Below are 12979 nucleotides of genomic sequence, written 5' to 3' on the forward strand. Positions count from 1 at the left end.
TGGCCCCGGGCTTCACTACAGCGCTCCGAGTCTCGCGCAAAAATCCACCGGAATAGCTTGCCGGGTCATAACTACCGCCCCCTGGCATGGCCGAAGGGCGCATCGCTTATCTCGTCATAGCGCCATACCTCACCGGTCAGCGTGACCACGAAGGCACTGGTGCCGATGATCTCGACGGAGTTGGGCAGGTTGATGCCATCCGCGATCAGCCGCAACGACGCATCATTATTGACTTCCCAGAGCGTGCCGTCGTTTTCGACAGCCGGAGATCCCGCAAAATCGCCATTCCATTGACCCTGCGACAGGGCGTAGAGGCTGCGACCCCGGCCAAACTCGACATCCAGCAACAGGGGTGCGCCTGACGCCACCAGGTCAGGCTCCCCGGTCCCGGGCCCAAAGGATACGATCTGTCCATCGTCCGCGCTGTGGGGCGTGGGCCCAGGACGAGCCATGTAGATGGTGTGGCCGCTGACATCCATCCCGGTGGGCACAATATTGTCGAATGACCTTAAAATGCTGACCGCCCCATCCTGGGTGACCTGCAGGACCCGGTTGAGGTGCCCGTCAGACACCAGGAGCCCGCCGCGAAAAACCTCCAGGGACCATTGCACGCCCGTCGGGATAGCGAACGCCGTCTGGGGCGGATTGGCGAGGTTGAACGCCCCGAGATCGGCAATAATCGTATGACTGTCCGGACCATCAATCCGATAGATGCCGTTGGTCAGCCCCGATGGCTCTCCCTCGAAATTAATCAGGGTCACCAGTACGTAGGCCGTCTCCTCAATAAAGGCGACGTCCACCGCCCCCCCGAGACCGGGGATGACCCAGGGTGGCAGCCCCTCGGTAAACAACTCGGCAGCCCCGGTTGACGGGTTGATGCGCTGCACCGTTCCGGTCGCGCCCTCGGTGACATAAAGATGGCCATCGGGACCCACGGTACTGCCAGCACTGCCTTGCAGCCCCGAAACCAGAGGCTGGGCGTTGACCACAGTAGGAAACAACAGCAGGATTGCCACCGCCAGGGCAACACCTCTGGCAGCGGCTCGACATTTACAGGCGTTAAACATCACGCACTCCCCGGCTCCCCTCAGGCTCCGGGCCGACAGGAAGCTCATCAAACGAACTGAACCAATCCACACAGTGAATGACTGTGACCACGCGTGATCATTAACATAGCAGGCAGGCAGGGGCCCGCTAGACATTATTTTTATAATGAGGGGTTTTTTTAAAGCTGACTGCACCAACGGCCTGCCGGGCCCGACAAGCACCGGGCCGATGACTCCGGTTTCGACGCGCCGCCAACAGGCCCCGGTCGAGGCCCGATTCAGTACCAGTTGTAGCGCAACTCCAGCCCTACCCGTTGCTCATGGGTACGGGGGAAAAACTGGGCATAGCCATTGGGCACCAGGTTCTCGTTTTGCGCGCCGATGGCGCTGACGTGATGCTCATCCAGGACATTCTTGACGAACAGTGCGGCTGTGTAGCGATCCCGCTTGTCCCTGAGCATGACGGAAACATCCAGCACTCCATAACTGTCCTGTCGCTGGTACTGGTCCTGGTCGATGGCAAACAGGATATCGTCCTGGACCCGGTAATTGCCCTTGAGGACGAGGTCAAACGCCTGGCTCGGCAGCGGAATCAGGTAGTTCGCCGCCAGGGTAACCTTCCAGTCCGGGGAAAAGGGCAGTTCCCCTCCTGACAGGTCCTGCTGCGCCGGACTGTCAGCGCAACTGGGCTGGCCGCGAAAGCCCACTCCGCGGAACTCCTGGCCGAAACTGCAGGGGCCACCGGGATAGCTGTCGATCTCGGCATCAATCAATGCCAGGCCGCCGAACAGGGAGAGATTCTCGCTGGCCTGCGCCATCAGGTCGATTTCCAGGCCCTGGGTGGTGACCTCTCCCACGTTGGTCAGGATAAAGCTGAATTTGCGGTCGGGAACGCCGTCGCCATCCTGGTCCTGGGTATTGCCATTTTCATCCAGCAGCAGCTCCGACTCGGTAGCCTGGGCCTGGAAGTCGTCATACTCGGTGTAGAACAAGGTTGCGTTGACCACCAGGCGGCTGTCCAGCCAGCTGGATTTGAGACCGAGTTCAAAGGAAGCGGAGGTCTCCGGGTCCGCAGCCCGGGTATTATCCGGCGTGCTGCCGGAGGTGATATTGAATGCCGGTCCCTTGTAGCCCTGGACGAAGCTGGTGTAGAGCAGCATGTTCTCGGCGGCATCCCATTCCAGGGCCAGTTTGCCGGAGAGGTCATCGGCGTCCACCTGCTTGCTGTAACGGGGAATCGACGGCTGGAATACCGAATCACTGACCCGCTCGAACTCGAATTCCAGGTCATCCTCGGTATACCTTGCCCCCAGAACCAACCGCCAGTTCTGCGTCATGTTCCATGTGGCCTCCCCGAAGGCGGCATAGTTCAGGGTGTCCACCTCGAAATTGCTGGTGGCCGGACCGTTGAAGATATAGCGGCTGAAGCTGCGCTCCAGGTTCTGCTGGAAGTAGTAAAGACCGGCGACGTAAGAGATGCGCTGGTCCGCGGGGGAGGTCAACCGCAATTCCTGGGTCCACTGGTCCTGGTCCGTACTGCCACTCTGCCACACGTTGAGGTAGTAACCCGGCTGCATGTCGGCGTCCGTATCGTCTTGCTGCTCAAAATCCCGATAGGCAGTGATTGAAGTCAGGGTATGGTGGCCCAGTTCCCAGTCCACCGTCAGGGAGTGGCCGCCGTTGGTCACTGCAAGGTAGTCCGGGTAATCGTGACTGACCCTCGTGTTGCGCTCAGAGGGCACCACCGGGGCAATGCGCTCGAGGGTGGCGTCAACCTGGCCCTGGTTGTTGGGCGGCTCTACCGGCCAGGGCTCCAGGGAGCGCAGGGTGGCGACACAACAGTCGCCCTCCATGTCGCTGTAGTCGCTGCTCCACAGCAGGCTGAGGTTCTCACTCACATCCCAGCGCAGTTTGCCGCGCAGGCTCCATGAATCCCTGTCATTGTAGGTACTGCCATCGAAGACATTGTCGATGTAGCCCTCGTCCCGCTCGTAAAAGCCGGTCAGGCGATAGCCCACGCTGTCGCCGACGGGCCCTGCTGCGGTGAAGCCCCCCTGCCACTGGTCACTTTCAATGGCGGTGGCCGCGACCGAAGCGGTGAACTCGTCGCTGGGTTCCTGGGTAATGATATGCACCACGCCAGCGGTGGAGTTCTTACCGAACAGGGTACCCTGCGGGCCCCGCAGCACCTCCACCCGCTGGACATCCAGCAACTGGATAAACGCCATGCCCGAGCTGCCCATCACCACGCCATCGACCACGGTGGAGACACTGGGCTCAACACCGGCGCTGAAGGACTGGGTACCTACCCCGCGGATATTGAAGGAACTGTTGCGTGGATTACCCCCTTTCTGCAGATTGAGGCTGGGTACCAGATGGGTCAAATCCTCGGAATCGGTAATAAACGCGTCCCGGAGCAGGTTCTCGGGCAAGGCCATTACCGACACCGATACGTCCTGCAGGCTCTGCTCGCGCTTGCGCGCGGTGACCAGGATTTCTTCCATCAGTGAGGTGGCGGCCTGGGAACCGGCACTGGCACTGTCCTGGGCCAGCACAGGCAGGATCGGGAAACAGGTCAGTGAGCCTGCAATCCCGGCGAGGGCGATACGAATCGTCTTCATTATTGGTTATCTCTCGACGACAGTTGATTGATATCCAGTATATTTTGGTCAGGCCATTTGACCAGTCCTTCCACCAAATGGAACCGGGGCAGCCTGACTATTCAAACTCCGCCCACCCCAGCGTTGCATGCAGGCCAAAAAAAAGGGGGTGCACTCTCGTGCACCCCCTTGTTCGCGGTGAGGCCGCTTACTCAGCGGATTCCTCGGCAGGCACTTCCTCAGCCGGCGCCTCTTCAAGCAGTTCCTTGATGGACAGCTTGATGCGTCCGCGCTGGTCTACGTCCAGCACCTTGACCTTCACTTCCTGGCCTTCGCTCAGGTAGTCGGTTACGTTCTCAACCCGCTCGTGAGCGATTTGTGAGATGTGTACCAGGCCATCCTTGCCGGGCAGGATGTTGATGAAAGCACCGAAGTCGACGATGCGGGCAACGGTACCGGTGTACACGGCGCCCACTTCTGCTTCTGCGGTGATTTCCTCAACCATGGCAACCGCTTTGTCGCGGGCCATCTGGTCCTGGCCGAAGATACGCACAGTACCGTCGTCATCGATATCAACAGTGGCACCGGACTGCTCGGTGATGGAGCGGATAGTTGCGCCGCCCTTGCCGATGATGTCGCGGATCTTGTCGGAATCGACCTTCAGCGTGACCATGGAAGGCGCGTTCTCGGAGGTCACCTGGCGGCCTTCGGAGATGACCTGATTCATCTGGCCCAGGATGTGCAGACGAGCCTGCTGGGCCTGTTCCAGGGCGGTCTCCATGATCTGGGACGTAATACCCTCGATCTTGATATCCATCTGCAGGGCAGTCACACCCTCAGCGGTACCGGCGACCTTGAAGTCCATGTCGCCCAGGTGATCTTCGTCACCCAGGATGTCGGTCAGTACAGCAAACTGGTTGCCGTCCTTCACCAGACCCATGGCGATACCGGCTACCGGTGCCTTCAGGGGCACGCCAGCCGCCATCAGCGACATGGAGCCCACACACACGGAAGCCATGGAGCTGGAACCGTTGGATTCGGTGATTTCGGAAACCACGCGAACCGTATAGGGGAATTCCTCCTCGTTCGGCAGTACCGCAGCCAGGCCGCGACGGGCCAGGCGACCGTGACCGATCTCGCGACGGCTGGTAAAACCAACACGGCCGGCCTCGCCCACTGAGTAGGGTGGGAAGTTGTAGTGCAGCATAAACGGATCGCGGCGCTCGCCTTCCAGGGCGTCGATGATTTGGGCGTCACGGGTGGAACCGAGAGTGACTGCGCCGATAGCCTGGGTTTCACCACGGGTAAACAGGGCGGAACCGTGGGCCTTGGGCAGAACGTCGACTTCACAGGCGATGGCGCGAACGGTGCGGGTATCACGACCGTCGATGCGGGGCTCGCCAGCCAGGATGCGCTTGCGCACCAGGCTTTTTTCGATTTTCTTGAACAGCTCCTTCACTTCATCAGCAGAGGGACCACCTTCGACCGCAAGTGCGGCAACAGCGGCGTCGCGAATTTCGCCAACGCGGGCATAACGATCCGCTTTCTCGGTGATACGGTAGGCTTCGCCGAGGTCATTCTTGACCTGGGCTTCAACAGCCGCCAGCAATTCTTCGTTAAGGGCAGGTACCTGCCAGTCCCACTTGGGCTTGCCGGCTTCCGCCACCAGCTCGTTAATGGCCTGGATGACGGTCTGCATTTCCTGGTGGGCGTAAAGCACCGCACCCAGCATCTGGTCTTCGGTGAGCTCCTTGGCTTCGGACTCAACCATCAGTACCGCGTCGGCGGTACCGGCAACGACCATGTCGAGCTTGCTACCGGCCAGCTGTTCGTACGTGGGGTTGAGGATATAACCCTTGTCTTCGCTGAAACCGACCCGGGCGCCGCCGATGGGCCCATTGAAAGGCGCACCGGAAATAGCCAGGGCAGCGGAGGTACCGATCATCGCAGGGATATCGGGATCAATGCTCTTGTCCGCAGACATCACGGTACAAACCACCTGTACCTCATTCATGAAGCCATCGGGGAACAGCGGACGGATGGGGCGGTCGATCAGGCGTGAGGTCAGGGTTTCTTTTTCGCTGGGACGGGCTTCCCGCTTGAAGAAGCCGCCGGGGATCTTGCCCACTGAATACGTTTTTTCGACATAGTGCACGGCCAGGGGGAAGAAGTCGCGCCCTTCGCGCTGGGTCTTCTCCGCAACGACGGTACACAGCACCGAGGTGTTTTCGACGGTAACCAGAACCGCTCCGGTCGCCTGACGGGCGATTCGGCCGGTTTCCAGAGTGACTGTCTGGTCACCGTACTGGAATGTTTTTGTTACTGGATTCACAATTTTTCTCCACTTTCAAATATGACAACCGGGGCCCCTTGGCCCCGGTAGTAGGTAAAGCTTATCGACGCAGACCGAGTCGTTTGATCAGATCGGTGTAACGCGCTGCATCTTTGCGCTTGAGATAGTCCAGCAGCTTGCGGCGCTGGTTTACCATGCGGATGAGGCCGCGGCGGGAGTGGTGGTCGTGCTTGTGCGACTTGAAGTGTCCCTGCAACTGCTCGATATTTGCGGTGAGCAGTGCTACCTGGACTTCCGGAGAACCTGTGTCGCCCTCGCCTACCTTGTACTCATTTACGATTGCTGCTTTCTGTTCAGCGTTTAAAGCCATTTTCTATTCCTCTTGAATAATCTGCCTCAGGTGGCGAACCACCCTTCATTAATAAAAGAGCCTATCCGTGCAGATTGACAGACAGGTTCGCGTCACCAGTATCAGGTGACTATCTACCAGGCATCACAACCGGCCTCCTGCCGCTTGAGATGCACGTCATGCCAACACTGGCGAAAGCAAGCGAGCTTTCTGGTGTTTGCCTGACTCACATTGACCTGAGGTCAATGGGGGGGCATCCCTGCACCCCTCGCAAACGGCCTAATGGCCGTTTACTACCAGTCGACGCGGCGCCACGCGCCCATCGTCCAATATCTCTCCAACCCCAAGAAACTCGCCGGTTTCCAGGGCGACGCGCACCATACCACTTGCGGGCGCGTTTGGCACCAGTACCGGTTGGCCCTGGCGCAGGTAAAAACCGCCGGATTCAGCCAGTTCCACCAGGGGCAGGGCCTTCACCGCAGTGTCTGCCGGCAGCAGTAATTCATCCATCTGCGCCAGCTGGTCGTTCTGTTTCAGCCCCTCCAGCGTATTGAGGCTGACACTGTCCTCTATACTGAACGGACCGGCCCTGGTACGCCGCAACGCACTCACGTGGGCGCCGCAGCCCAGGGCCTGGCCGAGATCCTCGGCAATGGAGCGCACATAGGTGCCTTTACTGCACTCCAGGTAGATATCTACCTCGGCCCGCTCGCCACTCTGGCGAAAATCGCGCAGTTCCAATTGGTGGATGACCACCTGGCGCGACTTGCGCTCCACCTCGATACCCTGCCGGGCCAACTTGTACAACGGCTGTCCGTTCTGCTTGATGGCAGAGAACATGGACGGCACCTGTTCAATTTCGCCGCGAAACGCCTCCAGGGCCCTGGCCACATCCGCCTCGCTTATCGCGCTGGCGTCATTGGTTTCCAGCACCTGGCCTTCCGCGTCACCGCTGTCGGTGATCGTACCCAGCACAAAAGTGCTCTGGTAGGCCTTGTCCGCATCCAGCAGGTACTGGGAGAACTTGGTGGCCTCGCCAAAGCACAGCGGCAGTACACCGGTTGCCAGTGGATCCAGGCTACCGGTATGGCCTGCCTTGGCGGCAAAGTAGAGGCGCTTGGCCACCTGCAATGCCTGGTTGGAGCTCATGCCCAGGGGCTTGTCCAACACCAGGATACCGCTGATCGGGCGGCCCCGGCGGCGCCTTGCCACCGCCTATTGCTCCTCTGCGCTATCGTCGCGCAGACCCAGCTCACGGTCTGAATCCGCCGCCTTGCGGATCAGTTCTTCCAGGTCGCGGCCGCGGCCAACGCTGGAATCAAAGTAAAAGCGCAGCTGCGGCACCATGCGCATGCTGCTGTCACGCGACAGCTGGCTGCGCAGGAAACCGGCCGCCTTGTTCAGGGCTGCGGTGGATTCACTGGCTTCCTCGGCGGAATTTGCGCTCATGGAAGTATAGTAAACCCGGGCGTGACCCAGATCGCGGCTGACGTCCACGCCGGTAATGCTGACCATCCCAACCCGGGGATCTCGCACCTCGTGCTGGATCAGCGCGGCCAGCTCCCGCTGCAGGTAATCTGCAACGCGCTGGGTACGGGCGTATTCCTTGGCCATTCAGTCCGGGGAAATCGCCGCCTACAGGGAGCGGGCGATTTCCTTCACCTCGTAGACTTCGATCTGGTCACCCTCCTTCACATCGGTGTAGTTCTTCACCCCGATACCGCACTCCATACCGTTGCGCACCTCGTTGGCGTCGTCCTTGAAGCGACGCAGCGACTCCAGTTCGCCCTCGTAAATCACCACGTTGTCACGCAGTACACGGATCGGCTTGGAACGGTAAACCGTGCCTTCAGTGACCATACAGCCGGCAATCTGGCCAAATTTCGGCGAGCGGAACACATCGCGCACTTCGGCGATACCGAGGATTTCCTCCCGCAGCTCCGGTGCCAGCATACCGGTCAAGGCAGCCTTCACGTCATCAATCAGGTCGTAGATCACGTTGTAGTAACGCAGGTCCACGCCCTCGTTCTCGATCAGCCTGCGCGCGGCATTGTCTGCGCGCACGTTAAAGCCGAAGATCACCGCACCGGAGGTAATGGCCAGGGTTACGTCGGTCTCGGCAATACCACCGACACCCCCGGCAACCACATTCACCTGTACTTCCTCGTTGCCAAGGTCCATCAGGGCGTTCTGGATCGCTTCCAGGGAACCGCGCACGTCGGCCTTGACCACCACATTGAGGGTCTTGCGCTCGCCGGCGGTCATGCTCTCGAACATGTTGTCCAGCTTGGCCGCCTGCTGACGGGCCAGCTTGGTGTCCCGGCTCTTTTCCTGACGGAAATCGGCGATCTCGCGAGCCCGCTTTTCACTCTCCACGGCGGCGAACTGATCACCCGCATCGGGGGTGCCGTCCAGGCCCAGAATCTCCACCGGGATAGACGGGCCCGCTTCCTCGATAGGCTCGCCGTTTTCGTCCAGCATGGCGCGCACGCGGCCATATTGCAGTCCGGCGAGGACGATGTCTCCCTTACGCAGGGTACCGCTCTGGACCAGCAGGGAAGCGACGGAACCACGGCCCTTGTCCAGCCGCGATTCGATCACAATACCCTGGGCCGGCACATCCCTGGGCGCCTGCAGTTCCAGCAATTCCGCCTGCAGCAGAACCGCTTCCAGCAGCTCGTTAATGCCCTCACCGGTGTGAGCCGATACGGGTATGAACTGGGTGTCACCGCCCCACTCTTCAGGAATCACGTCCTTGGCGGCCAGCTCGTTCTTGACCCGCTCGGGATCCGCACCTTCCTTGTCCATCTTGTTAATGGCCACAATCAGCGGCACTTCCGCGGCGCGGGCGTGGTTGACCGCTTCCTCGGTCTGGGGCATTACACCATCGTCGGCGGCAACCACCAGGATGACAATGTCCGTGCTCTTGGCACCGCGGGCACGCATCGCGGTAAAGGCCGCGTGTCCCGGGGTATCCAGAAAAGAGATCATGCCGTGGTCGGTATCCACGTGGTAGGCACCAATGTGCTGGGTAATACCACCCGCTTCGCCCGAAGCCACGTGGCTCTTGCGAATATAGTCCAACAGTGACGTCTTGCCGTGGTCCACGTGACCCATAACGGTGACCACGGGTGCGCGCGGCTCGGGCGTACCTTCGTCGGCACTCTGGGCCAGGGTTTCTACCAGGCTTTCTTCCAGCGCATCGGCACTGACAGTCTTGGCCTTGTGGCCCATCTCCTCGACCACCAGGATCGCGGTATCCTGGTCGATCATCTGGTTGATGGTGGCCATGACACCCAGCCCCATCAAATGCTTGATCACTTCGCCGGCCTTCACCGACATCTGCTGAGCCAGTTCGCCGACCGAGATCATATCGCCAACGGCAACTTCCACCGCCTTCTTCTCAGTCGGCAGCTCAAAGCCGTGCTTGGAGTGCTCCTCGTGGGTCGCTTTCAGCTTCTTGCGACCGCGACGGCGGGCCATACCCGACTCGGCGCGATCGAGGTCGGACAGTGACAGGTTGTGGCCTCGCTGCTTGCCGCGACCCGGGGGCCTGTCCAGGCGGCCATGTTTCTTCTTGCGCTGCTCGCTGGCAGGAGTGGCGGGCGCCTCATGCAGGCGCTTGGGACGCTTGATGGTGTCCTGTGGCGTGGCGGCTGCCTCTTTGGCCTTGGCTTCCGCTTCCGCCTTCTTGCGGGCTTCCTCTGCCTTACGCGCTTCCAGCGCGACCTTGCGCGCAGCCGTTTCTTCCTCTTCCTGCTTCTTGCGACGTGCGGCTGCCCGCTGACGCAGAATTTCAGGGTCAACGTTGGCCAGATCTTCCTCTTCTTCCTCAGGCTCTGGCACAAATTCGGGCTCGGACTTTGCCGCAGTCGCTTCTTCCTCAGCCTTGACCGCTTCCGCTACCGCTTTGGCCTCTGCCTCGGCTGCCGCCGCTTCTGCTTCGGCGCGCTCCGCCTCTGCAGCTTCCGCTGCAACCGCAGCGGCCTCTTCCGCCTCCTTGGCCGCCTCTTTCGCCGCCTCGGCGGCGAGCTCTGCCGGGTCACGCTTGACGTAGGTGCGCTTCTTGCGCACTTCCACGTTCACCGTCTTTTTGCCCTGGGACCCGGAGGTCTTCAGGGTACTCAGGGTTTTCCTTTTCAGCGTAATCCGCTTGGGCGTGTCCGTAGACTCGCCGTGGCTACGCTTCAGATAGGCCAGCAGTGTCTGCTTGTCCTCATCCGATACAGCCTGATCCGCTTCTGTGTGGGGTAAGCCCGCTTCTTTCATCTGCGTCAGCAGACGTTCGGCGGATGCACCCACGACTTCTGCGAGTTGCTGTACTGTCACTTGCGCCATGCAATCTTCTCCTCGATACCCTGTTTTCCAGTGTCTGCCCTACCGCAGCCGCTTACTCTTCAGCCTCGGCAAACCAGGGTGCACGTGCGGTCATAATCAACTCACCCGCACGCTCTTCTGTCATATCTTCAATATCCATCAGGTCTTCAACGCCCTGTTCCGCCAGATCTTCCATGGTGATAATCTCGCGGCTGGCCAGGATGTAGGCCAGATGACGGTCCATACCGTCCATTTCCAGCAGGTCCTGCGCCGGCTCGTTGGCCCCGAGCTGTTCCTCCGAAGCGATTGCCTGGGTCAGCAGTGCGTCCTTGGCCCGCGCGCGCAGTTCCTCGGCGATATCCTCGTCGAAGCCGTCGATGGCTGTCATTTCTTCCAGCGGCACGTAGGCAACTTCCTCGAGCGTCGTGAAACCCTCTTCCACCAGGATCTCGGCCACATCCTCGTCCACATCCAGTTGTTCACAGAACACCCCGATCACCTGGCCAGCTTCCGCCTCGTGTTTCTCGGCGGCTTCTTCCAGGCTCATGACGTTAATCGTCCACTGGGTCAGTTCACTGGCCAGGCGCACGTTCTGCCCTGAGCGACCGATAGCCTGAGCCAGGTTGTCCTCGGACACGGCCACATCCATGGTGCCGGAGTCTTCGTCCACCACGATGGACTCAACCTCGGCAGGCGCCATGGCGTTAATCACCAGCTGCGCCGGGTTGTCGTCCCAGAGGACGATATCCACTCGCTCATTGTCGAGTTCGTTGGATACCGCCTGGACCCTGGAGCCGCGCATACCCACACAGGCGCCGACCGGGTCGATACGCTGGTCGTTGGTTTTCACGGCAATCTTGGCACGCGAACCGGGATCGCGGGCCGCAGCGCGGATCTGGATCACTTCCTCGGAGATTTCCGGCACCTCGATCTTGAACAGCTCGATCAGCATTTCCGGGCAGGCGCGGCTGAGTATCAGCTGCGGGCCACGGGATTCGGTGCTGATTTCCTTGAGGATGGCACGGACCCGGTCGTTGACCCGGAAGGTTTCACGTCCCACCAGTTCGCCGCGGGGCAGCAGGCCCTCGGCGTTGTTGCCCAGGTCCACTATGACGTTGTCGCGGGTGACTTTCTTGACACTGCCGGCAACCAGTTCACCAACGCGGTCCATGTACTGTTCAACCACCTGGGCACGCTCTGCATCACGCACCCGCTGGACAATCACCTGTTTGGCGGTTTGCGCGGCAATGCGGCCGAAGCCGACATTTTCTATCACTTCCTCGTAGATATCGCCGGGCTGCAGCGAAGGATCTTTTTCCGCCGCTTCCTCGGTGGTGAACTGGGTACCCAGCAGGGCCAGTTCATCGTCGGGCACAACCAGCCAGCGGCGCCTGGTGACATAGTCGCCGGTTTCACGGTCAATAGTGACCTCGATATCGGACTCTTCGTCGTAGCGCTTCTTGGTCGCTGTGGCCAACGCCAGCTCGATCGCCTCGAAGATGATGTCCTCGGACACCCCCTTCTCGTTGGATACAGCCTCCGCTACAAGCAGAATTTCCTTTGTCATCTCTAGCCTCGCCAGTTCAGGTCCCGCACTCAGATGCGGGGTTGTACGCGCGCTTTTTCAATAGCGCTGTGGGGCAACAGGTACTCGTGGTCATCCACCTGCACAACCACGTCCTCGCCCTCTATCCCTTTCAATACGCCTTTAAACTTGCGCCTTCCCTCGAAGGCGCTGCGCAGGCGCAGTTCTATCATCTCCCCGGCATAGGCCGGGAACTGCTCCAGCTTGAACAACAGTCGGTCCATGCCGGGAGAGGAAACCTCCAGGGTGTAGTCCCCGGTAATCGGGTCCTCCACGTCCAGCACGCTGCTCACCTGTTCACTGACAGCAGCGCAGTCGTCCACGGAGATACCGTCCTCGTGCTCAATGTAAATGCGCAACAGTGTGTGTCTGCCCTGGGACAGGTACTCAATACCCCACAGCTCGAAACCCATGGCTTCGACGGTCGGGGCCAGCAAGTGCTGAAGCTGTTGTTCTTTACTTGCCACGCCGGCACTTTTCTCCAAGTACGAAAAGCCCCATATAGGAGCTTTTCTTCACATACGAAAAAGCCCCTAAAAAGGGGCCTCTTCTTCACGTCGCCAGTTTAGGAGCAGGCGACGTATTGTTGGTAGCGGGGGCCGGATTTGAACCGACGACCTTCGGGTTATGAGCCCGACGAGCTACCAGGCTGCTCCACCCCGCATCAATACTTCCTCGCTGTGAAAGCCCCTTGGCGATCACATTGGGTCGGTCTCGTCATCCCGGCCCAAATTCGAGGCTGTGCATTATAGGTATCGACCCCAGCCGGGTCAACCGCAACGGGAACTC

The 12979-nt window shown here is 60.2% G+C and carries 9 protein-coding genes and 1 tRNA gene; all 10 read right to left on the minus strand.

Annotated features, from left to right (window positions below; genetic code table 11):
• Positions 1-71 precede the first annotated feature (71 nt).
• Positions 72-1067: a ScyD/ScyE family protein gene (locus tag E2F43_RS13755; protein WP_165954320.1), complete on the minus strand. Its 996-nt coding sequence runs from the start codon at positions 1065-1067 to the stop codon at positions 72-74.
• A gap of 257 nt (positions 1068-1324) precedes the next feature.
• Positions 1325-3667, minus strand: a complete 2343-nt coding sequence (locus E2F43_RS13760; RefSeq protein WP_133213637.1) for a TonB-dependent receptor — start codon at positions 3665-3667, stop codon at positions 1325-1327.
• 187 nt (positions 3668-3854) lie between these two features.
• A complete protein-coding gene (gene pnp, locus E2F43_RS13765; RefSeq protein ID WP_133213639.1) occupies positions 3855-5978 on the minus strand; it encodes a polyribonucleotide nucleotidyltransferase in 2124 nt (707 codons plus the stop codon).
• Positions 5979-6039: 61 nt separating this feature from the next.
• The gene (rpsO, locus tag E2F43_RS13770; protein WP_117956769.1) at positions 6040-6309 is read right to left on the minus strand and encodes a 30S ribosomal protein S15; all 270 of its coding nucleotides are present in this window, start codon (positions 6307-6309) and stop codon (positions 6040-6042) included.
• 258 nt (positions 6310-6567) lie between these two features.
• Positions 6568-7500, minus strand: coding sequence for a tRNA pseudouridine(55) synthase TruB (truB, locus tag E2F43_RS13775; protein ID WP_133213641.1), 933 nt, complete (start codon positions 7498-7500; stop codon positions 6568-6570).
• A 3-nt stretch (positions 7501-7503) separates the two neighbouring features.
• Positions 7504-7902 (minus strand): 30S ribosome-binding factor RbfA, encoded by a 399-nt coding sequence (gene rbfA, locus E2F43_RS13780; RefSeq protein ID WP_133213643.1) that lies wholly within the window; start codon positions 7900-7902, stop codon positions 7504-7506.
• Between the two features lie 21 nt (positions 7903-7923).
• On the minus strand, positions 7924-10626 hold the full coding sequence (gene infB, locus E2F43_RS13785) for a translation initiation factor IF-2 (protein ID WP_133213644.1): 2703 nt from the start codon (positions 10624-10626) through the stop codon (positions 7924-7926).
• Positions 10627-10678: 52 nt separating this feature from the next.
• A complete protein-coding gene (gene nusA / locus E2F43_RS13790; RefSeq protein WP_133213646.1) occupies positions 10679-12172 on the minus strand; it encodes a transcription termination factor NusA in 1494 nt (497 codons plus the stop codon).
• A gap of 29 nt (positions 12173-12201) precedes the next feature.
• Positions 12202-12657, minus strand: coding sequence for a ribosome maturation factor RimP (rimP, locus tag E2F43_RS13795; protein ID WP_133213648.1), 456 nt, complete (start codon positions 12655-12657; stop codon positions 12202-12204).
• Positions 12658-12777: 120 nt separating this feature from the next.
• A tRNA-Met gene (locus E2F43_RS13800) sits at positions 12778-12854 on the minus strand.
• Between the last annotated feature and the right edge of the window lie 125 nt (positions 12855-12979).

Origin of the sequence: Seongchinamella unica (assembly GCF_004354085.1) — a bacterium.
Lineage (GTDB): Bacteria > Pseudomonadota > Gammaproteobacteria > Pseudomonadales > Halieaceae > Halioglobus > Halioglobus unicus.

Bases quoted from the DNA above. Each gene is read 5' to 3' on its own strand.
- E2F43_RS13760 (WP_133213637.1), bottom strand. From the start codon at position 3,667: ATGAAGACGATTCGTATCGCCCTCGCCGGGATTGCAGGCTCACTGACC.
- E2F43_RS13755 (WP_165954320.1), bottom strand. From the start codon at position 1,067: ATGTTTAACGCCTGTAAATGTCGAGCCGCTGCCAGAGGTGTTGCCCTG.
- infB (WP_133213644.1), bottom strand. From the start codon at position 10,626: ATGGCGCAAGTGACAGTACAGCAACTCGCAGAAGTCGTGGGTGCATCC.
- rbfA (WP_133213643.1), bottom strand. From the start codon at position 7,902: ATGGCCAAGGAATACGCCCGTACCCAGCGCGTTGCAGATTACCTGCAG.
- nusA (WP_133213646.1), bottom strand. From the start codon at position 12,172: ATGACAAAGGAAATTCTGCTTGTAGCGGAGGCTGTATCCAACGAGAAG.
- rpsO (WP_117956769.1), bottom strand. From the start codon at position 6,309: ATGGCTTTAAACGCTGAACAGAAAGCAGCAATCGTAAATGAGTACAAG.